Source organism: Ignavibacteriales bacterium (assembly GCA_026390595.1).
GTDB lineage: Bacteria > Bacteroidota > Ignavibacteria > UBA10030 > UBA10030 > UBA9647.
This window is the reverse complement of sequence record JAPLFQ010000012.1, coordinates 20,318-44,751: the sequence shown is the minus strand read 5'-3', so window position 1 is coordinate 44,751 and position 24,434 is coordinate 20,318. Positions and strand designations below refer to the sequence as shown.

Below are 24,434 nucleotides of genomic sequence, written 5' to 3'. Positions count from 1 at the left end.
CTGCTTTGCTTTTCTTACGACCGAGTAGTACTATTGGGCACCAGAAAACCTCGACACCTTGAAAACGCGTCCACTTCTTCGACTCTCAATCGTCACAGCACTCATCTCGATCGGGCTGCTGCTTGTGCATTTTCCGTTTCTCCATCCGGCCTGGATGTATACGCTCGCTTTCACCGGAACATCTCTTCTCTTTTGTTGGATGTGCCTGGTTATCAAACGGATCGAGGTCCCCGGCAACTGGCTGATGATCGGCATCGGCATCTCATTGCTGATCCGTCTGAGCTTCGTCACATCTGCTCCCATCGGGTCCGACGATATCTACCGGTACATGTGGGATGGCAGGGTGCAGAGTGCGCAGATCGATCCGTATTTGTACGCACCTGACACCAGCGCGCTCAAGGCACTGCACTCCACCCTCCTCCCGGCCGCCGTCAATCATCCCGACATGAAGACGCTGTATTTCCCATTCAGTGAGTGGATCTTCTTCGCCTGCTACCAGCTAAGCGGCGAAGCCGTTTTGGGGTACAAGCTGCTGCTTCTTGCAGCCGAGGGAGCTTCGCTTCTGGCGTTGTTTCAACTGCTTACAGCATTCGGCATTCAGAAGAAATTTGTGCTTCTCTACGCTTTCTGTCCTCTCCCCATCCTGCAATTCGGGCTCGACGGACATCTCGATGCGCTCGGATTTCCATTCCTCCTCTTCGGACTACTCTTCTACTTTCGCGGAAGGATGATACCGGCATTGGTGCTGATCGGCCTTTCGATGTCAATCAAACCTGTCGCACTCGTGCTGCTCCCGATTCTGTTCTTCCTCGAGCGATCGTGGAAACAGCGGCTCGCGACGATCGTCATCCCGGCATGTACGGTCCTGATCCAATTCCTTCCGTACATAGCGTCTTCCAATCCGTTCGAGGCACTCACAACATTCGCGAGGAACTGGACGTTCAACGGCATCGTGTTCGAGGCTTTGTACGCTCTTCTCGCCGACAACCAATCGACGAGGCTCGTGTGCCTGGGTCTTCTTTCACTCGCTCTGTTGATGGTATATCTCAGCAGGAAAGACCTGCTCAGAAAAGTTCATCTCTCGGTGATTCTGCTGCTGCTTTTCTCGCCCGTTGTGCATCCCTGGTATGTCGCCTGGCTGGCAGTTCTCCTGCCATTGACGCGGCAATGGTCCGGAATATTCTATGCGGCCGCGGCCTGCCTGACGAGTGTAACAATTCTTTCCTACAAACTCTATGGCGTCTGGGAACAGGCACCGTGGGTGCTGATCGTGGAATATCTGCCGGTATTTCTCTTGCTGGCCTGGGAACTTCCGCAAACCAGCGTGGACTACTCTCCACCACTGATCGCGACAGGCAGCGCCCGATAGCACGGGACCGCCATGCCGTGCTGTGTTCTCCGAAGATCCGTCAAAGCAATCAGAAGTTCACCTGATCAGCAGTAGTTTGATGACGCCGCGTGCGCGTTGATACGGCGCGATGACTGGTTCCGCTTCCATTACACAATAGTAGACCCCCGAAGATTCCCCGGCGGTCCACACGGCCGCGTGATGGCCGGCTGCCAGTTCTCCTCGTAACAGCTCTGCGACACGACGACCAAGGACATCATACACGACAAGGGAAACATGGCTCCGGACGGGAAGCGCGAATTTCACAGTTGTCGATGGATTGAATGGATTGGGATAGTTTTGTTCCAGCAGAAATCTCTGAGGCAAGACTGCGGGATCGTTTTCGACAACGGTTGAAAGGCCTCTCGGCACAGCCAGGTAATCGAGATCCATCCAGCCCCACGAGAGTTCCAATTGGATTGTATTGCTCCCCTTGACCAGGGTGACGGATTGCTTCTTCTCTAACCACTCGCTCATCGCTCCATCAAATACGACATCAGCGATACGAGTATCGTTGACATTGAGAACTTGAGTCTTCGGTGCGGCGAATGACATTCGAAATCCAAATGTAATATCATACGTCCCGGCTGTCGAAACGGGAGGAAGCGTCCATGTAATCTTCCCCGTCTGTGTTCGCAATTCAATATACGCCCCTCCGCTTGCCGTCTGAAGACTCCTGACGAACATGTTTGCGAGATCGCCTTCTTTCGCTGCCGCCTCTGCTTCCAACCTGATGGTCGACGGTGTCCCAACCTGAATACGCACCCTGTTTGAACTGCTTTTGTGCCCCAGGTTTCCTGTTGCAAGGGCCGTCAGCGTGTGGTACCCGCTCGGGGGATTGTTCCAGACAGCAGAGTATGGAGCTGTTGTTCGGTCGCCAATCTTCAATGTATCATCGGCGAAGAACTCAACCTTGACAACACGCCCATCATCAGTCACGGCGGCGCTTGCCTCAATGGTAATTGGCGCCGAAGCTGCAAGAACAGTATCGTTGGCCGGCCGCGTGATGGTAACGTTCGCCCAGTCTCCGCCGACGCCATGAACGTCCACCGCGCTCTTGTAGTTATCCCAGAGTGATCGCATCCCCGCGAGCATGTCCTCCGGCGACGAAAACGCTGCATCCGTCCATGACCACGCAAGCGCGCCGGCATATCCATGCCGAAAAAGGGTCTTGTAGATATCCTGCTTCATAACGCCATATGTATCTTTGAGAGCAAACTCTGCCACGACAATCGGTTTGGTCAAGAGCCAGGTGCCGGATGGATGATGAAGCGGCGAGATCGGCGTTCCGCCCCAGTCATAGTAGTGCACGGAATAGAAATCAAGTGTTCCTTTCTGGTCTCCACCCGCTGCGATCAACCGGTTGTCCGAGTAGTAATTGTAATTGTCGGAGGCCGCGATACGCTGCAGGTATACATCGAATTCTCCGGAGCTGAAAGAGAATCCGTATTTCTTGTTGAAATCCCTCAGCATCTGCTGACGGTCGGCGGCATTGACTTGGCTCACTCCGGAACCGGACTTCGCAAGAGAGCCAAGAGGAACATCTGTGAGCGCTTTGAAACTCCATGCTCCGTTGGTCACCTGCGCGGTGGAATCTCTCCGATGGATGGCACCCGCGCAAAGGTTCACAAACCGTTGAATTGTCGACATCGGCACATGAGGATCGACGGAATGGAAGTAGAATTCGTTGCTCATTCCTTCCGGCTCATTGAATATTTCCCACGCAATGATGGCAGGGTGGCGTTTGAGCGAGTCCACCATTGGAATGAGGCAGTTGTTGATATACGCGCTGATGTATGTGGTGTCGCTGAGCAGTTTCAGATTGCGAGCTACAACTGAGGAGCTGTTTGTTGACCGAAGCATATCAAACGACCAGAGACAAAGGTTCATCCCTATCTCCCTCTGCCAGGCGATATCCAGCGCCTTCCTCAGACTCTCTATTGTTCCATCTCCCGGTCCGATGACAGCCCCAGTGTCGTTGAATGCCGGGCTCACCGTTCCATTGGTGTGCAGCCACCATCGAAGCGCATTACCGCCATGGTTGTGCATTTGCAGCAGAACGTCTCCGAATGCGGTGAAATCTCTGGTGCCCGGCCCAATGTCATTTGCAAAGCTCAGCCAAGCCAGATTCGATCCGCTGAGAAAGAGCTGCTGGTTGTTGTATTTGACGCTGCTCTGCGAAAAGCCAACTTGCCATGGAAGCAGGCAGCTCAGTACGAGGACAGAGATTCTCGCGAGGAGGGGGTGATCGGTCTTTAGAGTGTCGAGAAGCATGAAGAGCCTGAAATGGACGAACGCAAAAACACCGCTGACATCCGAACAGCTGTTGAACCAATCTGAACAAGGGTAAAGAAGAATAGATCAATCATCAAGCCATTCTCACAAGTCCGATAAACAATGAAGGGATTGAGCTGGGGCGGGCTTTCCGGACCAGAATCATCGAATTGCTGCAAAAGACTGAAAAGATCATGTGGACTCTGCTGAATGGTTGCGGATTTTTGAGAATCTTTTTGTATATTGTTTTCCACGCCCGGATGGCGGAACTGGCAGACGCGCTAGCTTCAGGAGCTAGTGTTCGCGAGGACGTGCAGGTTCAAGTCCTGTTCCGGGCACAAAAAAACCCCCGAGTGATCGGGGGTTTTTCATTTTTGTAAGCTTGAAGCCTTCGAGCGCCCTCCGAGAAATCACCTCGTGTAACCAAATCGTAACCACGTTATGTGTGAAAGATGGGATCCTTCGCTGAAACGGAAATGGAAAGTGTGCAATTCGATCCAAATCGGCCGGTTTGATCTTCATGAAGAAAATGATTCTCTACTCGGGATCTAGTGTACGAGAGAAGACCATGCCATTCTTGCCAAGGTCTTACACGGTCCGTTCAGTGTCCTCGACGTCTCCCCTGAACTATTCTCGGGTACGTCCTAGGATAAGTTGCAGGTTCAAGTCCGGGGCCCGATCTATTGACTACAGAAGAACTTGCCTTGGTGAAATTGGTCTCTGCGTAGACCATGCATTTAGTAAGATTCAATGCAGCAGAATCATTTTCTTTGACGCCACATATTCTCCAGCCCGAATCCTGTAGATGTAGACCCCACTCGGAACGTTTGCGGCCCACTTCGCAGTGTAGTATCCGGGTGGCAATTCCTTCGACACGAGCGTCTCGATCTCCCGACCCAACAAATCATATATCGTGAGCGTCACCAGACTCTGCTTCGGCAATGCATACCCGATCGTTGTCGTTGGATTGAATGGATTAGGATAGTTCTGACTGAGCTCATACTGCGTCGGCAACTCTTCCTTGCGTTCCGTCAGTATTAGCTTCGACAGCTTCTGCGCTATCGTGATTTTCTTCCCCTCTTCCAACTTCTCTTTTAATACTGTCCCACCCACCCCATCCAACATCCACAATTCCATTTCGTCAACTCCATGAGCAATGATGGTCACCGGATACTCTACCGAACTCAGCATCACCTCGTGATTGTTTGAACCCATCGACTCTGTGGTCGTGTTGCTACGGAACCTGATATCTAAGATCCCCTCGGGTGGAACCGGCGGCAGTTCTTCTCCGCTCCTTCCTTCTGCCAAACGTATCGTTCCCCTTCTGCCCGCGTTGTCTTCGAACGTAAATACGACTACCTTATTAGTTTCTTGTGATTCAGTCGAGGTTGACGCAACAGATCCTCCAGCCGTTGTTCCGCTCGGCGGCTGGAGAGTCAACGTTCCCGCTTGCGACACCTTGACCCAGTACCCCTTGCCGACAGTCAGCGTCGTGGCCGTGGTGTAGCCGTTGTTGAATCCAAAATACGCCGACGCAACAATTCCGGCCGGTGTAGACGTGACAGATGATGTTGGGACATCGAAATCAAACGGCCCCACCATATTCCATCCCGCAGTCAGTGCAATACTGGCCGGTCTGACTGATGTGCCGTCGACCGTGCAGTTTTTCCCTGTCGGGAACTTGAGCCAGTATCCCTTTCCGGGAATGAGAGACGGGGCAAGGACATAGCCATTGCTGAAGCCAAATGCTTGCGATGTCGCATCTGGAAAGAGCACGCCTAGATTCATATCCAATGCCTGAAGTGGGACAGAGATGATGTTCCACCCTGAGTTTACACTCAGACTCATCGTACCACGAGTCGTGGTGAAGCTCCACACCGTTGACCAATCGCCGGAACCAGTTGCGGTCTTTCCCTTCACACGCCAGTAGTAGGTTGTACTATTCGTCAACGAATTCATCTGATATGACGTCGTGGTGATCGTCGAGTCATTGGTGATGAGTTGAGAGAACAGCGAGTCCTTTGAGACCTGCAGATGGTACTTCGTTGCTCCGACGGATGTTGACCACCCGAGTGTTAAAATCACCGGAAGATTGGGTGATTGATGAGCCGGCGAGAGCAGAACGGGGGCAAGCGGACTCGTCGATACCTTCTGCCCTAGGGCTATGCGGATAGCCATCATACTTTCGAAATACTTGCCTGCTGAAAATTTGCTTTGTGCATCGGCTATGGCAGGGTGGCCAGATCCGAGGATCGGTTTGGCAAACTCGATCATATACTCTGGATTCAAAGCTGCGACATACTCAGAAGGATTCAGGACCACCCCCCCCTTCAATTCAAACTTCGACGTGAACATCTCCGGCACTCTGGCGAGGAGACCCCGTTCGTTGATGTTGAGATTGTCTATGACGATCGTCCCTGTGATCGGTAGGTTTGCTCCGTCGAGATTCTTGGTACGGACATTGTCGGCATAGAGATCAGTTGATCCATCGCCACAAACGATGACCCACCTGAGATCCGTCGTGATATCATTCAGTGTAAACTTCACCACGAAGTCCTGATATTTTCCCGGAGCGGTAAACTCAGATGCCAGGATCGATCGATTGAAGATCGCATGCTGACTCTGCTGACCGTCATCGAAAAGAGAGACTCTCACAATAGTTGTTGGTGATGTGTTCTGGCTCACCTTCAGTCTGAATGTCGCTTCGTATCGCCCCGGTGCCAGGATCATATTGTCCATCGTGAAGAAGATCGCATTCTGATTTGCTTTTGAAATACAGGTTGACGTTCCGTTGGAGGAAGACGAGTCACTTACATACTGACTATTTGGGTTAACCAGGTCTCCCTGGATGTTGCGAATTTCAGAGACGTAATAAAGCTCTTCCCCGGGCTTTCTTGCGGTGAGTTCGTTCACAACCCAATCGAGATTATGGCTGTGCATCCTGTAACCGGTCCTCACGGTAGGAGCGGGCGAACCGGCATAGAAAAGGCCAAATCCCCGATAGTAGTTATTGTTGTATCCGAGGATTGAACCTTTGTAGCCGGCGGTATGAAGATAGGTGTAGTATTTTGCTGCGTGAGAACCCGTCCAGAAGCTGGTGTTATGTCCCTCAAAAATATGAATAACATCAAGGCCCGACACTTCCAAATACCTGGCAGTATATCGAAGGTAGTTTACGATTTCGGTGTCATTCATGCACCAGTTGTTCATGTAGCCTGCGCCATTGACGTCGGAGAGCAAACTGATTTGGACGGCGGTCTTTACGTAATAGTTCCAAACGGGTGGTGCAAGGTTCCACAAATACGAGGCAATGGTCCAACCGGAATTCTGACCCTGGACATTTCTCCAATCAAAGACATCATACCCATGCTGCATGGTATAATTCGTAGCATCACCGTCTGTCGGGAACATCGTGGCTGCCGGTGCGCCGCTGCAGAATTTCAGGATCTTTTGTGGATCCATTTTGGGGACATATTTTGCAGGTGGTGTATCGATGCTCGCGAATACGGAGAAGTTGCCACAGTTGAAAATCTGTTCCGGCCATGTCAGCCCGAAATTCATGTCACCATGCGTACTCCCGATTTGCTCAGTTTCATCTTCCCAACCGGCAAACGAACCAGTGATGGCAATAGGCGACGGAGAAGCATCGAGAAATCTCGCAAGAAGAGATTTTTGCGGTTCTTCCTGTGGGTGAAGGTATACGCAGGGAAGTTTCAGAGCGATGAGATAGTCACGAGCGATAGTCTCCAGGGAAAAGTATTGGCTTGACCCCGGTTCGAACGCCCTGGACGTTGGTGGACCAGGGCTGATCAGTCCAAATATCCGATGGTCAAGCCTGGACCACAGGTTGTCATAGACCCATTGATAGATCCTGGTTTGATCATCATTGGTTGCTTTCCAACCATACTGCTGAACAAGGGTCCTGAGATCATTCACTGTCGCCAATTGTGGAACTCCGGGAAGGCCAATCTCTCCCGGGGCAACTATGATCGCATTGTCCACGCCAGCAAACATCGTCGCCAAGTTAATTGTCTCTGGCACTTCCGGTTCGTAGATCACCGCTCCGGAAAAGTACGATGCAAACCGCCGGTAGAGAAAATTGATGGCACTCAGACCGTCGAAATCAAAGACCTTCGTCTTGATGTTCTCCTTGATTGTGGGAATCCATGATGAGTTAATGTGGAACGGATCCTCCCATTCGAAATGCACTCTCGCCCCATAGCGGTTGATGATCCCCTGCATCCCCACTAACGTGAGTGCAGTCATGTCATTGTAGTTGCGCAGGCGCCAGTTCACGTCTTCACTCAGATTCCAGCCGCTGCCGTTTCCCCATGTAGTGTGGACGTGAATCACGTAGACGCTATCCGTGCGCGGGAACTTCGGGAAGTAGAGACCTTGTGTCCAGACCGGCTCTTTGTTTGGACGCGGTTCCGGCATCACCAGTCCGACGGGTATGTAGCCCGAATGCCAGTACGTATCGACCAACAGCGAGGAGACAATGCTTCCGCCAATCCTGACATCCATTCGCAGACTGTCTTGAATAGACAGAACCTTGACCACAAGACCTTCGGCACCATTCGGCACCTGTATGCTGAGAACCGCTTTCTTTCCACTCCCACCCGCCCATTGATATGAACCGATCGTGTTGTCACTCTCTTTGGTGAACCATCCTTCGCCGAGCATTTGGTCCACAACAGGTGTGCCGAAGAGCAGCGTATCACCCAAAATGCTCCCATACGAATCGACGAAATAGAACGAGTGGAACGCTACCGCTCGGGCACGTGAATCTGAGAGGCTCGTTACCGTTTTGCTGAATTCGAATGCGACCACCGTGGCCGATCCACTCTGAGCCAACATTGAATTCTGGAAAAGCCCCGCAGAGAGCAGGAGCATTAGGAATGATGATCTGCGCATAATTTCCTCTCTAGAAATAGGCGCGATTCTTCGCGTTCTCTCCACATCTGGCAGAAGTATGAAAGACTCTTCCCGCTCGCAAGTAGGTTGAACTTAAAGTCCCGCCTGACGTTGAGGAACAGAAACGGCGGCAGGTCGACCTCCCTTCGGTGCCCGCAGGATGAACCGCGGACAAGCTACCGTTTTAGATTTCACCGGAGCAAGATCATTCTCTTGGTCGCCACGAACTCGCTGGCCGTGAGTTGATACAAGTACACACCGCTCGCCATTCCCGAAGCGTCCCACTGCACGATGTGATGTCCAGCTGACTCTGTCTCGTTGACAAGAGTTGCGACTTCTCGACCGAGCATGTCAAGCACTTTGAGCTTTACCGAGCCAAGCGCTGAGAGCTGATAGCTGATCGCTGTGCTTGGATTAAACGGATTCGGATAGTTCTGGTCAAGAGTAAACCCGATCGGGACTTGATCCACTTTCGGATCGGAAATACCCGTGTATACGACCTGATACTTCATGATCGCACCGCTTTCCCCAACCACCCAGCCGTATTCCTTTGATCCCTGGACCTTGACTGCAAGGGCTTTGATCGCTGTGGGGAGCGATCCCGCTGCCTGCCAATTTGTGCCCGCGTCGCTGCTGCTAAAGAGTGAATTACCGACTGAAAGCCAGAGCGTCCCCGCAGAGACTCTTGCGAACTGACTTAGTGATGGTGTTCCTGGAAACGCAAGAGACTCCCACGCCTGCCCCTGATTGGAACTTCGCAGGACTGTCCTCGGTCCACAGACAATCATAGCGCCGGAGGGAACGATACCAATACTCCCGACTACAGCCAATTGAGGCACCGAGATGCTCGACCAGGAAGCACCCCCATCTGTCGTAGAGAGGATGCGGTTCTTGGATGTCCCAAACCAACCAAGTTGTCCACCAATCCAAAACGTGTTGTTGACAGCAGCGCCATATTCTGCAGTGATCGCTGTTGGCGGTACCGCGATGGACTGCCACGACCTACCGCCGTCACCGGTTTTCATGATCGTCCACGCTCCTCCGAGTGGATCTCCTATGGCGATGCCATTTTGCGAATCGAACATGTCAATCGTGTTGATCCATCCGCCTTCTTGTTCGAAAGTCTTTGACCACGTTGCGCCTCCGTCGCTCGTCCTCACGATGTTTGCAGTGTAAGCACTACCATGCATTACTTCGGCACTCAGAAGAATCGTATTCTCATCGATGGCAGTGAGAGCGTAGTACGACATAGACGGGTCGGGACCCTGGATCGAAGTCCAATGCGAACCTCCGTCAGTCGTCTTGAGAATAGTCGCGTTGAGTCCACATCCCCATGCAGCCAGTTCGTTGACCGCACAGACGCCCTGGAGATGTTGCGTAGTTCCTGAAGTCTGGCTCGTCCAGACCCGTTTTGGGACAATATTCGTCGTTCCACTCGTTGTGAAGAGCCATGCGTCAGAGGCGGCGCTCGCACCTGCTGAGTTCGATGCAGTCACTCTCCAGTAGTAGGTCGAAAAGAAATCCAGTCCGGATACTTGTTGCGACGTGGCAGCAAGGACGCGGCTGTAGGCGAGAGCAGAAAAATCTGGCGCCGTGGAGACTTCTAGCCTGTATCCGGTTGCGCCTGCGGAGGCATTCCAGCTCAGCACAGGACTTGTTGAAAGATTCATCGTCCCATTTGAAGGCAAGGCGAGTGCAACACGCTGCGGAGCTATGATGCCGGTCGTAAACGTCATATCGTTTCCACGGCTCGTCCCGGCACTGTTCGTGGCTACCAAGCGGTAATGATAGAGCGTGTTTGAATTCAAGCCGACAAGCGCAGTACTCACATTGCTCGCCGCCAACCCGGACACAAGATTTGCCGCGTTCGTCTGGGAACCGTAGTTGACAGTCGGACCATACTCAAAATAGTAGGAGGTGGTTGCCCCCTTTGGATCAATGAATCCACTTACCAGCGCTCCGCTGGCCGTGGTATTTGTCGCAGATCCCGTCGTGACCGTCGGCGCCGTCACCGGGTTCAGAACGTAGGTTGCCGTCATCTTGAGCTTTGAGAATCCGCTTGGATTTGTGACTGTGTAACTACCGCTTCCGCTCATTGCTTGATCAATCAGCGTTCCAAGGATGACATCCTGCAAACGACCGGTCACTCCGGTGGGAAGAGTCCATGTGATCGTGATGCTTGTTCCGGTACCAAGCTGATAGCGCAGCTCGTGTGTGCGCACTCCAGCCATCGTAGCAGTACCCTGGCGATAGTCTTTTGCCATCCCCTGACCAAGATTCATGCCGATATCATCGCCAACAAACCGCGCATCAAACACTCCGGCCGGCGGTGTTGGCGGGAGTTCCAACTCCCCAAAAGAAGCATCCACCCCATCGGTTGCTGCGGGATCAACGCCGAATCTCAGTTGCTGGCTTCCTCCGGCACCATCACTCACGATTAGGAGCACATCAACAGCCGCAATTTGTGTGGAAGCTTGCGCCGTCGTAAATGTCATATCGTTCCCACGACTCGTACCGGCACTGTTTGCACCCACGATCCGGTAGTGATAGAACGTGTTTGCGCTGAGGCCGGAGAGCGTCGCACTGACGTTCGTCACCGTTGCACCAGATCCCGCAGTCGTACTGGCAGTCTGGGAACCGTACGTTGCCGAAGTTCCATACTCAAAGTAGTAGGTAGTGCTCGCTCCATTCGGATTGACTGTGCCGCTCACTTGTACCCCGCTTGCCGTGATGCTCGACGGAGAGCCGGTTGTGACCGTGGGTGCCAAGATGAGTTGTGACGTTGTGAACAGCATATCGTTCCCGCGGCTCGTTCCCGCACTGTTCGTTGCTACAATGCGATAGTGATACACGGTGCTTGCGCTTAGACCGGCAAGTGTAAAAGCAACATTCGATGCACTTGATCCTGAGCCTCCATCGGTGGTGGTGGCCTGCGATCCGTAGCTTGTCGTCGCACCATATTCGAAGTAATACGTCGTGCTCACACCATTCGGGTTTACTGATCCAGTCAGTTGTGCCCCCGAGACAGTGACATTTGTGGCGGGACCCGTTGTCACCGTTGGAGCGAGGACTACTTGTGCTGTAGTAAAGAACATGTCGCCCCCACGACTTGTCCCTGAGGTATTCGTCGCTACAAGGCGATAGTGGTAGAGCGTATTTGAACTTAAACCGGTAAGTGTGGCGGTGACGTTGCTTGTAGCTGTCCCCGTCCCCGCATTTGCATTGCTGGTTTGCGAACCGTAATTCGTCGTTGTGCCGTACTCAAAATAGTACGTGGTGTTCGCACCGTTCGGGTTGACCGTCCCGCTCAATTGCGCGTCGGTTGTCGTGAGACTGGAGGCTGATCCCGTCGTTGCCGTGGGCGGATTGGTCGCTACGAAGGCATAGGTCACCGTCATCTTGAGTTTCGAAAACGCTCCGGGGTTCGTCACGGTATAGCTCCCACTGCCACTCATCGGCTGATCAATCAGCGACCCAAGTATGACATCCTGCAGTCTTCCGGTTGCACCTGACGGCAGGTTCCAGGTCAACGTGATGCTTGTTCCACCGCCAACCTGGTATTGTAGTTCATGTGTTCTGATTCCTGAAGTCGACGTCGAGCCCAATCGAAAATCCTTCACCAGTCCTTGCCCGAGACTCAATCCGATATCGCCACCAATGAACCGGGCATCGAACACCCCTGTCGGCGGTGTCGGCGGGAGTTCAAGTTCCCCCAGGCCGGCATCGATCCCATCTGTTGCAGAAGGATCGAGTCCGAATCTGAGCTGCTGGGTTCCTCCTGCTCCGTCAGCGACGGTGAGGATGACTTCAACGGCAGGCGTTTGTGCCAGCACGGGCACTGCAACCAGGAATAGCATTGTCAGGAGCGCGATTGTGTGACGCATAGGATGGTTCCTCCCTGTTGTAGAGCTACCTTATTACGACGAGTTTTCTTACAGACACAAAGGTTCCTGTTTCAAGCCTGTAGAGATACACACCTGATGAAAGGTTCACCGCATTGAATTGAACCTGGTGTTGCCCCGCTTCCTGTTCGCCATGGACCAGCTCTGCGACAACTTCTCCAAGCACGTTATATACTACCAGTCGGACCTTCCCCCCTTCCGGCAGCGCATAACGGATGGTTGTGCTCGGATTGAACGGATTGGGATGGTTTTGGAACAACTCGAACTTCTCTGGCAATGCATCTCTTCTCTCACTCAATACCAACGCAGACAGTTTCTGGTGTATCACAATCGTCTTCCCCTCCTGCAATCTTTCATTCACAATTGAACCTCCCATGTCGTCATTAATCCACATCTCTTGCCCTTCGACTCCCTTAGCGGTCAGTGTGATCGGATAGTCAACTGAGTTCAACCTAATCTTGTGATGGTCCAATCCAAGCGCTTCCATGATCGCGTTGCTGCTGAACCTCACATCGAAAACACCAACCGGTGGGGCAGGAGGAAGCTCCTCCCCACCTCTCCCCTCCGACAGATAGAGCGTTCCAGTTCGCCCGCTGTTGTCCTCGATCTGTATCGCGATTCTACTAACCGCAGAGGAGGACGTTGATGCGATGCGATCGCCTTCGACATTTGCGCCCGCAGATTGCAGGTTGAGTGTCCCGGCCTGCGAAGCTTTCACCCAGTACCCCTTTCCAGAGTTGAGCATCGTCGCAGTGGTGTAGCCGTTGCTGTAACCGTAATAGGGAGAAGAAACAATCCCCAACGGTGTGCTCGTGACGGATGATGTTGTAGCTTCACAATCCAGAGCGCCGATCATGTTCCATCCAGCATTGACCGCTATGGTAGATGGCCGGATGGTCGTTCCCACCAACCTATAGGTTCTCGGTGCGGGGAACTTCAACCAGTAGCCTTTGCCGGGAGAAAGAGTTGTGGCCGAGGAATATCCATTGTTGAACCCGTATGCCGGCGGCGATGCGTCCGGGAAAAGGGCCGAAACGCTCATGTCTGTTGCCTGGTACGGAACAGAAACAATGTTCCAACCGGAGTTGACAGTCACATCCTTCGTTGTTATTCCATAACTGACCGTCATCTTGAGCTTCGAGATGCTCCCGGGGTTCGTCACTGTATAGCTACCCGTTCCACTCATAGACACATTCACGATCGAACCTGTAACCAGATCCTGAAGTGTGCCGCTGATGGTGAGCGCCGATCCAGTGAAGTTCCAATTTATTGTGATGCTCGTCCCACTGCCGACCTGATACCGGATTTCATGAATCTTGACAGCAGTGGCTGTCAGTGAGCCTTGCCGATAGTCCTTTCGCAGCCCTTGACCAAGGTTCACTCCAATGTCATCTCCGACAAACCTCGCATCGAAGATACCTGAAGGAGGAATCGGTGCTTGTTCCACCTCTCCCAACGACACATCGATCCCATCCGACGCCGAGGGATCGATTCCGAACTGAAGTATCTGTGTTCCACCAGCACCATCACTCACAGCCAGCGACCCGCCCAGGGTGGCACCTCCAACTGTAGTGAATGCCCAGGCGATTGAGTACGCGCTCGTACCCGTTCCACTCGTTGCGCTCACCCGCCAGTAGTACGTTGTCGAATTGAGGAGTAGCCCGATGGTCTTCAGTGTGTCTGTGATCGTTGCATTATCCACTACAGTACTCGAGAAATCGGCAGCGATTGAAACTTGCAGCCTGTATGACGTTGCCCCAGCCGATTTGAACCAGGACAAAGTGTTTGTGACAGGGACACTTTGAGAGCGGTCAGCGGGATAAGAAAGTGTTGGCGGCGAAGGCGGTGTGATAACCGTCGAACCAGCTTGGCACCAAAATCCTGCCATATGAGTCATGGCGGATTGGCTTGCCAATCCCACTGCCGGTTGCCCGACCGTTCCAGCAAGCCGATACCCGCCCCCCAAGATTTCGCCCCCTGCAGTGCCAAACGTGGACCGATCGAGCGCATACTGTGTTTGCGCCTGCGACCAGCTAACGATTACGAAAGCGAGACTAAGTGCGCTGATAAATGCTCTAGAGTTTTTCATCTCAATAGTCCTCTGTCATAGCTATACCCGTATTAGAGCCCAGACACAATTTCCGGGATTGCTTGAATTCCATGAACCGCGAGATTTCTGCTGCGACCTTATGTTTCACCTCTTCGGAAATCTGAAACTACCATCTGGGTACAAGTAGATATGACCACTCATCAGGTGAATACCCCGAGACTCAGTGCCTTGGGTGAATATTATTGTCGGTCGATCGCTCCAGCCATAAAACTTTATCATATCTGTCCCTTGGGATGAGTTCTTGAGACTGACGCCGGGAATGAAATGCAGTTTCTGGCCGGCTGAGAATTCCGCCGCATGCCCTGTGGCGGAGCGATCGAAATTGCGATACTTGTAGTACGGAACGTCGAACGTTCCCTGGACCCAAGTTCCAACAGGGTTTATCGGCCGGATATTTATCAGGACTCTTTCCGTTTCTGTCGATGATCTACCAGATATGTTGCCAATTGGACAAAAACCATCGGCAGCAACACTCCCACCGTAGTTCATATGAAAGAGGGTTTCGCCGGGACCTTCAAGCCACCCATCGCATACCATCGAGTGTCCCCCCTCATCCATTTCAATACTATACTGCAAAGGACGGTTCGCATTGATGTTGTTCTTGAGCATACTGCTCCAATCAGAGCTGCTCCTGAACCCCCGAAGCTCTCCTTCCACATCGGGATTATAGCCGAAAGCTTTGTAGGCGTCGAGCATGGTGGTGTAATTCGTGAACGAGGTAGTGTTGTAAAGCCAGGCTTCTGATCCATCACAACCATAGTCCATGTCGGCAGCTTTGCCAATATCTGCGCACAGGGTGGCAACGGCCATCACTTGGTCGCCTGGAGCATTGTAAATGAGATTGTCGGGCATATTAGCCCAATCATATGGCGTACCCGTCCACTCGATCAGGCCCAGTCCGGCGCTGCGGGTCTTGTACGGCGGCCAGCAGAAGTAACGCATTATTTGAGCAGCAGCGGTGGCAATACAACCCACAACAGCGTGTCCATTATTGGATGAGCTCGAACAACCTTTGTCCGGACACTCCGCGTTGTAGGGCCAGCCCTGATTCCATGTTGACGTTACGAGCGATTCGCCCTCGGTGTAGTCTTCAACTTTTTGGCGATGCGTCATATGTTGGTCTTCCAGAATCGTCCCCGTCAGCAACGCATTCCAGAGCGGCTTGTTGTCGGCTTCAAATAGTTGGGTGACGCTTTGCGTTGAGGCTGTCTTGACCGAGCCCACATTTGTTTCCACCGCGTTGAGATCCCTTTCGGCGCTCAGTTTGATAAAATCAACCCAGCCGACATCTGACGTCGGATCCAATCGGCTCGTTGCCGAGTATTCCGCGATGGGAAGAAACTCTTTCCGAAGCGACACAACAATGTGGCCTGATGGATTCACGTCGATCAAATAGCCAAGCTGTCTCGAGCCTCTCGTGAATTCCCGTACGGATTGTACAGAAGCTTGTTTGTTCCCACCCCAGTCGCCGAATTTTCTAATGATAACAGCGATCCAGGTTCGAGCGACGATGGTCGCTTCATCCTTGCTCGCGATCTGAGCATTGAGTTGTTCGTTTGCGCCGATAAGGAGATTCAAAACAACCAAGGCAATCACGTATTTGTTTTTCATAGGTCCTCCACGGCACTATTGCAGCGTTACCAGAACAAGGATCTGCCCCTTCTTCCCCCGCTCCAAAGGTTGCATGGCTTTCCCGAGGATCGCACCTTGACCCCTCTGATGATCGGTGACCTTCATCGCGTATCCTGCGACGGATGACGTCGTAAGCAAGTCCCCGGGTGCGACTGCTTGCTCAGTTGCATCGACGTTACAGTACACCCGCCCGGCGAGTGCGACATCAACGTCAAAATCATTCCCACCGACACGAATTGCAGTTCCAAGCCCTTTCGCCCCTGACACGATTCCAGCAACGCGCGTGTCATATTCTTGTTCACTCGTTTTCAAATTTCCCGGCTTCTCGGTATCGATCACGAGGACAGTTCCCGGTGGAAGAGCTGAATTCTCAGTGACGTCAAACCCTTCGGCATAGTCGAGCCCCTCACCAAGTTCCATGACCAAACCACCACTCTGGCGCCCTAGAATCTGCACCTTGCCCTGGAAACTGCCTGCTACATATGAATTCGCATAGATACCAACTTGCTCGCCGAAGAACTTCGCTCCCCAAATGCTCCCATGTCCATACACACCGATTCCAGAATCACCTTTGGTGGCCTCGAAGTATCCACCGTATGTTGCCCCCGTCGCGACACCCGTAGCCGTTCCGAACACACCGATTCCCTTACCACCAGATGCCGCGAAGTAGCCCCCATAATTGGAGGCACCAGGCCCGGCGGAAGCAGCAATCCCAAGCACACCGATTCCCTTTCCACCAGACGACTGAAAGTAACCTCCATAATTCAAGGCGGCAATCGCCGTGTTACCCGCATTTCCCCTAACTCCAACGCCCTGATCAGCGTCGCTTTCACCCAACACACCTAGGCCGCTGCCTGTGGCCGCATCAGAATAGCCGTGCAATCCAGCTCTCCCATTCGTTGAAGTAATAGATCCTTCGACCCCGTAGTAAAAGCCATTGTTCAATGCCGTCAAGATTGCTTTGGGTGGGGGAGGGGATATGATGGAGGTATAGGCAAGCGCGCCCGCGAGTCTCAGGGGCACCGAAACATCTGTGGCCGCTGAGGTCTGAACGGTGCCATCCGGGAACTTGAAACCTCCGGTTTTCGACTTGATGATGCCAGCCACTTCAAGCCTCGTCTCCGGGTCAGAAACCCCGATTCCTATGTTCCCAGTCGGCCTTAGAACAAATGCATCAAAGATGTCATTGAACCCCCTCCCGCGGAAGATCCTCAACTGCTCATTTCCACTGGTGCCATAGTTGTCAAATTCCCATCCTCCTTGACGGTCGCCGTCAAGCAAACTCAATTGACCTCCTTCTATTCCATTGCCGGAGATGACAAGGGAGTCTTTCACTTCCATCCTTCCCATGGGAGTCGTTGTTCCGATACCAACGTTTCCTTCAGAAGGAAACACGTTGGTTGTTCCCTTCACTTTGTCCGCATTGAGCGCGTACGCAGAACTCGTCAACTGCATTCTCGGCACGAGTTCGGCTGCTCCATTTATCGAGACCCCAAGGAAGTACGGTTTGTCGAAGGCGAGGTTCAATGCGGTACTGCTGCCGAGTATCACACTGAAGACACCTTTGCTCACGGCGGCGCTTTGCGTCTCTGTCCAGAGCGCGGTGCCTCCAGTGATCACATCATACAGCTTGAATGTGAGACTGTACGTACCATCGCCTACAGTTTTGCCGGTTCCGTCTGAGAGCATACCCTGATAGCTCATGGTCTTTGGAACCTGGGCATTGGACAGGGCGACGACGAGAATCAGAAGGAAACCAATTACGATACTTCTCCATGCGGTATGCATAGCATTCTCCTTTAGAATTGCCAGGGTACACAACGAGCAGAATTGATCTCAACTATGTAGTGATCTCGATGGAATTCTGACTAACGGGTTCGTCAGAAATGCAGCACGATCTTGGCTCCAACCCCACTGGAACTCACAGCCAGATCCATACCGGCTAGTCCCACCCTCGTCTTGAGTTCAAGGAGGTGCCCATAGGAATTCTCCCTTTCTTGATTGATGAGGTTTGTCGCGATCGGCGCATCGATGAGCGACCAGACAGCCGCCACTGCATAGACCAGAAGTCCGTATGGTGCTTCATGGTGATCTCCTGTCACCATCACAACAGCCCCGCCCGCGGACACGATTGTCATAATCGCCCCTTTGACATTCTGGCCATTGTAGTACTGTCCACCTCCGGGAACGAGCAAAGAGAGACCGAGTGCAAGGATGGGCGATTTTTCGCCCCGCCCTCTGAGTTCCCTCGCATCCGTAGAGGTTTCTTTTGTCATTTTCTGAACGTCCGCGATCTTGTAGACAAAAACGTTACTGTCACGCGTTTTGATCTTGAGGCTTACTCCAGGAACCTGCTCGACAATGATGCCACGGATCACCGATCCGTCCTTCAGATACACTACATCCTGCATCTCTTGTTGCGCAATGAGAGACAAAGGTCCCAGGAGAACAAGAATGAGAAGAGGCAATGCTATCTGTTTCATTTACAGCCCTCCATTTTTGGGAACTGATCGGAATGCTAGTTGACATTTTGCTGGTATGCGTGCATAACGGGGCACAGCGGACTCCCCCCCGGTGAACTACTACACATCGCCCCCGACGGTTATTCGACAAAGGTTATGATATAGGGAATGCCCGGCGACGGTGCGAGTAATTGACACATCACGAAAGAACTCAGAGAAGAATCCTAGATAGTGCTCCAAGACTTCTCAAGGCGGGTGCCACTCTTCAATGGGGCAAAACGACTGGTTTTTGAGGCCGGGGTATCGACAGTGAACGATTCCGAGCAAAGGGGGTGCTCAGAATCGATCGAAACAATCTGTTGACGGGAAGAGAATGAAAGCTAAAAGAGGCGGAATGAAGTCGATGTTTACGTGTTCAGTTCGAATTTCTCGATGCGCCGTTGAAGCGCCATCCGGTCGATGCCCAGCAAACGCGCAGCCTGGCTAACGTTTTCCGAGCACTCTCTGAGGGCAAGTTGGATGAGTTCCTTCTCCACGCGATCAGGGATATTTGTTTCTCGATCCGACACGTGGAGCATTTCGCGGAAAGCAGATGTAAGGCGAGGCGTGATTCCTGCATCAGCGCCAAACGAAAACAGCCGAACGCTTGAAGTGCCAACTTCACGCTCCCTGGCAAGAATGGAGATGCGTTCGACAACGTTTCGTAGCTCCCGCACGTTTCCTTTCCACTCGAAAGTCTTCAGCAGTGCAAGCGCCTCCGCAGTGAAGCGCTTGGAACCCTCACTGATTTCTCCTAAAAATGCTTCTGCAAGAAGGGGGATATCCTCAACGCGCTCCCGAAGCGTGGGAAGCGTGATGGGGACAACATTGAGCCGATGGAACAATGCTTCCCGGAATTCTCCAGCCTGGCTGGCCCGGGCGAGGTCTTTGCTGCTCGCGGCGATGACCCGGACATCGACGGTAATCTGGTCGGACGATCCGATTCGCTGAAACTTCTTCTCTTCGAGGACGCGCAGCAGCTTCGGTTGCAGCGCCGGCGGCATCTCCGATATTTCGTCCAGGAACAACGTCCCGCCATTTGCCAGCTCGAATCTTCCTGCACGCGCATCCGTTGCCCCCGTAAATGCGCCACGCACGTGACCAAAGAGCTCCGACTCGAACAAATCATGTGGAATTGCAGCACAATTTACGGCGATGAACGGTTTGTCCGCACGCTGCCCCTCATAGTGAATCGCCTTCGCAACAAGCTCCTTGCCTGTTCCAGTCTCCCCTATTAGAAGAACATTCGCTGACGAGGGAGCAACCAGACCAATCGTCTCGATGACTGCCTTGATTTCCCTGCTGTTGCCGAGGATCGAATGAACACCTCGCTCTCGGGTAAGGGTTGATTTCAGCTGCTGAATATGCTCACTCTGGAATTCATGTACTTCCGCGCGGTGAATATATTGGGCTGCGATCGTGCTGATGATACCAGCCACCCTCAGGTGATTCGATGAGAATGAGTTTCCATCCCGCGAATTAATGAGGTTGATCATTCCGAAAACTGTTCCCTGGTCCATGAGGGGGACGGCCAGAGCCGGACCAAGTCTCCGAATGCGCGCCGAGGGTTCCTGGAATCGAAATTCCAGAAGGACATCGTTCGTGACAAGCGGCTCCTTGTGTCGTTGAACCCACCCTGCGACCAGATCGTTGATCATATGATCAATCCCGTCCGCAGCTGTATTTGCACAACGAACAAGAGTCTCAGGCTTCTTCGTCCCATTGTCAAAAAGGACAACTGCCGCCCGCTCAGCGCTGCAGAGCGTCAGGCACGAACGAACAATTGTGTCGAGCGATTCTTCAACGCTGAGGGTTGAACTCAGCGCCTGAGCAAGTTGGTTCAGTTGCTCGAGTTCGCGGACGCGTTCAAGGAGCGAAGCGGGGTCAGCTGTTACAGTCATAGTCACTCCAGAAAACTCGAAGAGTTCACTTACTTCCGCAAGTTCGCCAAACGGGACTTCGCTTCGGCAAGTTCCGGCAGGTTCTTTTCAGGATTGTTCCAAATCCGCAGAAGAGTCTGATACTGACCTCTGGCCTTCTCCAGTTCTCCCTTTTGTTCGTAGAGCGCTCCAAGTCGCAGATGGAATACCGGGGAAGTGATATTCACTCTGCCTCCTCCGGAGTGTGTCGACATGAGCAGCTCATATGTGGCAATCGCGGAATCAATGACTCCGACGTTGAACCAGGCACGGGCTCGAAGATCCCGGAATGAAAGCGGGATATTGTGGCGAATCATGTCCGATTCGTAGCTGATGTTTCCATCAATGCCGGGCTCGAGTCCCTGAGTTTTGTCCAGTGCTTCGCGCGTGCTTCCCTCCGCCAACAGGATTTCCCCTTTCAGGTATTGCTTCACAACTCGGGTGTTGTGATCTATGCGGCGGTTGAGCGTGTCCATTCGCAGTGCGTCGAGATGTTCGTTAGCGCCCTTGAGGTTTCCACTTGCAAGATCCAAATACCCCAATGAGAAATGATAAAACGGGTTCTTATCTCGTCCGAACGGTGTTTTCGCTAGCGCTCCGTGCCTGTCTGCAGAATCCGCATAGACTTCGAACTGCTTTCGGGCTTCCTTGAATCGTCCCTTTTCGAGATGAATCCATCCGGTAACGAGACGGGCAATATCTTCGACCTGCTTCGCCTCGTTTGTGCCCCTCGTTTGTCGAAAATTCTGGAGTGCTGTTTCTTCCCGCCCTCGGAAGTACTCAAAGAGTCCGCGCGAGAGGCTTGGGCCAGGTTCAAGCGCGGAAACAGCTCCATCAAGATCTTCCTTGCAGGCTGTGATATACGCAATTCCCCAGAGAGGGCGTTCGCCTTGCTTGCTTCGCTGAGCAAGTTCCCTCAATTTGTTAAGCGCATCGTCGTACTTGCCGACCATGAAATACGTCATAGCCCACGTATCAAGGGCATTGGTGTTCTTTGGATGAGTCTCCACGACTGTTCGGAGGTAGGAAAACGCAAGAGTGGTATCGCTTGTCTGAGCTGCCAATTCGTTTAGCGCCATCTCGTTCGTAGGATCGAGCTCGACGATTTTGTTTAACATGGCTCGTTTTTGAACTGCGTCTCTTTTTGCCACGTACACGTAGAAGAGCGATTTGTACGCTTCTCGTTCGTATGGGTAGCGCTTCACGATTTCACTTAGGATGGAGAATCTTTTCTCTTTGTTGTTCTCAAGGAAACCGGCGTAATCGGCTTCAATTAGCAGACGCATTTTGTCGGAGGCTCGCCATTGCCAGTCGTTCGCCTTCCTCAAAGCTTCGAAGGCCATCGTGGGATTATCCGCGTTGTCCTCGCACGTATAGATACTCCAATACGCTGCGGCAAACGATGAATCACATCTCACGGCCTCCCGGTAGCACTTTGCTGCCTCCTGCCACTCGTAGTTGCCTTCGGCCTCTTTTCCTTTCAAGTACCAGGCAAGTGCTTGAGGCGACTCTGTTGTCAACTGTGCCACGGGACGATCGTATTCTTGAATCCTGCGCTGTGACAGGCCGATTCCACTCTCAGCGGCTTTACTCAGTTCATCGATCTGACTTGCGAGAAGGCTCTCTACACCTTTTCCTTTTGATTCGGCTGCTCTCAGTACTTTTTTCGTCGTAGGGTCAAGGACCTTCATGTTTGAGACAAACAAGTCGCCTGCACGGGTGAAGCTGCCCATAATAAGTGCGCGGATCCCTTCTTTCAGACAGATCTCAGTGCCGAGCTCGGCATCGACATACTTTGGCGTGCCTTTCCCCATGTTCCGGACAATGTCCCGCATTCGTTCCTGCGTGACCACTTGAAGGTATCGTGACTGCTCGAGCCGCGTCTCCAATAGCGTCGGAATTGCCTTCTGTAGGTAGTTGAGAGTCGTGTCACCGCTTAGGTTTTCAAACGAAATGGTCAACACGCGCTCCGGGTGGGACGCGAGCGCGTCATCACCAAGGATGGGCTGAAGGAAATAGTAACCGACAGCCAACGCCAGCAACAACGTTCCAACGGCAACCATTGCCTTCATAAACCGACTTCTGGATCTTTTTGCAGCTGCTGCCTGCGCAATGGTCACTCCTGAGATGGACGAACTGTTTTTCAAGGCCTCAAGATCGCTGGCAAATTCGAGCATTGTCTGATAGCGGTCAGCCTTCGATTTCGAGATGGCATGGTTAACCACCATATCAATCTGTCGAGAGATTTCCGGGCGCCGTATGTGAATTGACGGCGGCATGTCGTTCACGATCGAATACATGACAGCTGCTTCATTGTCGCCGCCAAAAGGCGTTGTCCCCGTCAACATCTCGTAGAGCACGGCTCCGAGCGACCAGATATCTGCCCGGTAATCAACTTGTTCCGCCCTCACTTGCTCCGGCGCCATGTAGGTGGTTGTGCCGAGCCTGCTTCCGCTTTTGGTGATGTCAAAGGACCCGTCGAGTTTCGCCAAACCAAAATCGAGGATCTTCACAACCCTGCTGCCGGTAATGAAGATGTTCGCCGGCTTGATATCCCGATGCACAATCCCATGCCGATGGGCCTCAGAAAGGCCTTGCGCAATTTGAATCGCAACGTTGATCGCTTCCGCCGGCTGAAGAGGACCTCGTTCGATCTTCTTCTTGAGAGTTTCCCCTTCATAGTGGGGCATCACAATGAACATTCGTCCGTCAGACGATTCTTCCACATCAAAGACAGTGCAAATGTTCGGATGGTCGATGGATGACGCGGCCTTTGCCTCAAGAGCAAAACGTTCTTTTAACTTCGGATCGAGAGCGGGCTCGGGCGGGAGAAATTTTAGCGCGACGTCACGATCCAGCCTGAGGTCATGGGCTTTGTAGACAATGCCCATTCCTCCGCCGCCAAGCTTGTCGAGAATGCGATAGTGAGAAACAGTCGTACCAATCATGCGGTGCTATTCACGAAGGAAGACAGGTTTTGGGAGACCCCTGACGCACGACATTTGGAGGGAACTAATGAAGGAACGTAATGGAATGTGTGGAGATTGTCAACGTCAGGGAAGTGCCGACAAATGTCCGGTGCAAAAGTACGGACAAAATGTTGTAGGCACATCCTCACAGATGCTCGAGAGTGCTGAAAATGGGAACATCCGGCAAGATGAACGTCTTTCCGTGTAGCCTCGCGAGTAGCCCCCACCCGGCGGCATCAAGAGCCCGCACGACGAATCATGAGGTCATCGCACAAGAGATCTCAGTCAGCATCTGGTTTTGGGCTCATCCTCATATTCCGTTGCATCAGACAATTGGTCCGATCGCTTGAAGAAACAAACCCCATGTTTCGGGGCTTCTCTCATAGATCTCAAATCAGTTTTACCGATTTCGTGCATGCTTGTCTCGGTTATTCGAAGAGACTTTTCGAATGGGCTCTCAAGAGGATTGAGTTGCAGGACGAAAACTCCATAGCAAAGTGTAACTGTTACCCGTGACCCGAGTAACCAAATTGTCACCACACTGTGTCACACTCTATGACATCCAGAAATCGTGTAACCAAATCGTAACCATTTTGTCTCTAAAAGAGGGTTGGTGACTCGAAACGGAAAAAGAAAAGTGCCCAATTCAAATCGAACTGGGCACTTCCGACTCGATGAAAACGACTTGATGTGATTCAGGAGCTAGTGTTCGCGAGGACGTGCAGGTTCAAGTCTTGTTCCGGGCACAGAAAACGACGCCCCACCTTCTGGTGGGGCGTTCGTTTTCTATCTCATTCGAACGTTATTGAGTCAAGCCGAGTCTCGC

Annotated in this window: 10 protein-coding genes and 1 tRNA gene; 2 read left to right on the top strand and 9 right to left on the bottom strand. The window is 52.6% G+C overall.

The genetic code is table 11. From position 1 onward, the window contains the following. Positions 1–58 precede the first annotated feature (58 nt). Positions 59–1,369: a hypothetical protein gene (locus NTU47_05250; GenBank protein ID MCX6133205.1), complete on the top strand. Its 1,311-nt coding sequence runs from the start codon at positions 59–61 to the stop codon at positions 1,367–1,369. Positions 1,370–1,426: 57 nt separating this feature from the next. Here the strand turns inward: NTU47_05250 and NTU47_05245 are convergent, their stop codons facing one another. Beyond that, a complete protein-coding gene (locus NTU47_05245; protein MCX6133204.1) occupies positions 1,427–3,661 on the bottom strand; it encodes an Ig-like domain-containing protein in 2,235 nt (744 codons plus the stop codon). A 254-nt stretch (positions 3,662–3,915) separates the two neighbouring features. Between NTU47_05245 and NTU47_05240 the strand changes: the two genes are divergently transcribed. Then, positions 3,916–3,999: transfer RNA gene (locus tag NTU47_05240), tRNA-Leu, on the top strand. Between the two features lie 409 nt (positions 4,000–4,408). Here the strand turns inward: NTU47_05240 and NTU47_05235 are convergent. The 8 genes from NTU47_05235 to NTU47_05200 all read right to left on the bottom strand — a co-directional run bounded on the left by NTU47_05235 (position 4,409) and on the right by NTU47_05200 (position 23,587). After that, on the bottom strand, positions 4,409–8,575 hold the full coding sequence (locus NTU47_05235; protein ID MCX6133203.1) for a GxGYxYP family putative glycoside hydrolase: 4,167 nt from the start codon (positions 8,573–8,575) through the stop codon (positions 4,409–4,411). 191 nt (positions 8,576–8,766) lie between these two features. Beyond that, a complete protein-coding gene (locus NTU47_05230; protein ID MCX6133202.1) occupies positions 8,767–12,459 on the bottom strand; it encodes a YCF48-related protein in 3,693 nt (1,230 codons plus the stop codon). A gap of 25 nt (positions 12,460–12,484) precedes the next feature. Further along, positions 12,485–14,566, bottom strand: a complete 2,082-nt coding sequence (locus NTU47_05225; GenBank protein MCX6133201.1) for a T9SS type A sorting domain-containing protein — start codon at positions 14,564–14,566, stop codon at positions 12,485–12,487. Between the two features lie 105 nt (positions 14,567–14,671). Beyond that, on the bottom strand, positions 14,672–16,198 hold the full coding sequence (locus NTU47_05220; protein ID MCX6133200.1) for a C10 family peptidase: 1,527 nt from the start codon (positions 16,196–16,198) through the stop codon (positions 14,672–14,674). A 15-nt stretch (positions 16,199–16,213) separates the two neighbouring features. Further along, the gene (locus tag NTU47_05215) at positions 16,214–18,007 is read right to left on the bottom strand and encodes a hypothetical protein (GenBank protein ID MCX6133199.1); all 1,794 of its coding nucleotides are present in this window, start codon (positions 18,005–18,007) and stop codon (positions 16,214–16,216) included. Between the two features lie 92 nt (positions 18,008–18,099). Beyond that, entirely contained in the window at positions 18,100–18,702 is a 603-nt protein-coding gene (locus NTU47_05210) for a hypothetical protein (protein MCX6133198.1), read from the bottom strand. A 386-nt stretch (positions 18,703–19,088) separates the two neighbouring features. Then, positions 19,089–20,621, bottom strand: coding sequence for a sigma 54-interacting transcriptional regulator (locus tag NTU47_05205; protein ID MCX6133197.1), 1,533 nt, complete (start codon positions 20,619–20,621; stop codon positions 19,089–19,091). Between the two features lie 29 nt (positions 20,622–20,650). Next, a complete protein-coding gene (locus tag NTU47_05200; GenBank protein MCX6133196.1) occupies positions 20,651–23,587 on the bottom strand; it encodes a protein kinase in 2,937 nt (978 codons plus the stop codon). Positions 23,588–24,434 lie beyond the last annotated feature (847 nt).

Coding starts and splice junctions, on each gene's coding strand:
- NTU47_05245 (MCX6133204.1), bottom strand. CDS start 3,661: ATGCTTCTCGACACTCTAAAGACCGATCACCCCCTCCTCGCGAGAATC.
- NTU47_05235 (MCX6133203.1), bottom strand. CDS start 8,575: ATGCGCAGATCATCATTCCTAATGCTCCTGCTCTCTGCGGGGCTTTTC.
- NTU47_05210 (MCX6133198.1), bottom strand. CDS start 18,702: ATGAAACAGATAGCATTGCCTCTTCTCATTCTTGTTCTCCTGGGACCT.
- NTU47_05200 (MCX6133196.1), bottom strand. CDS start 23,587: ATGATTGGTACGACTGTTTCTCACTATCGCATTCTCGACAAGCTTGGC.
- NTU47_05225 (MCX6133201.1), bottom strand. CDS start 14,566: ATGAAAAACTCTAGAGCATTTATCAGCGCACTTAGTCTCGCTTTCGTA.
- NTU47_05230 (MCX6133202.1), bottom strand. CDS start 12,459: ATGCGTCACACAATCGCGCTCCTGACAATGCTATTCCTGGTTGCAGTG.
- NTU47_05205 (MCX6133197.1), bottom strand. CDS start 20,621: ATGACTGTAACAGCTGACCCCGCTTCGCTCCTTGAACGCGTCCGCGAA.
- NTU47_05215 (MCX6133199.1), bottom strand. CDS start 18,007: ATGCATACCGCATGGAGAAGTATCGTAATTGGTTTCCTTCTGATTCTC.
- NTU47_05220 (MCX6133200.1), bottom strand. CDS start 16,198: ATGAAAAACAAATACGTGATTGCCTTGGTTGTTTTGAATCTCCTTATC.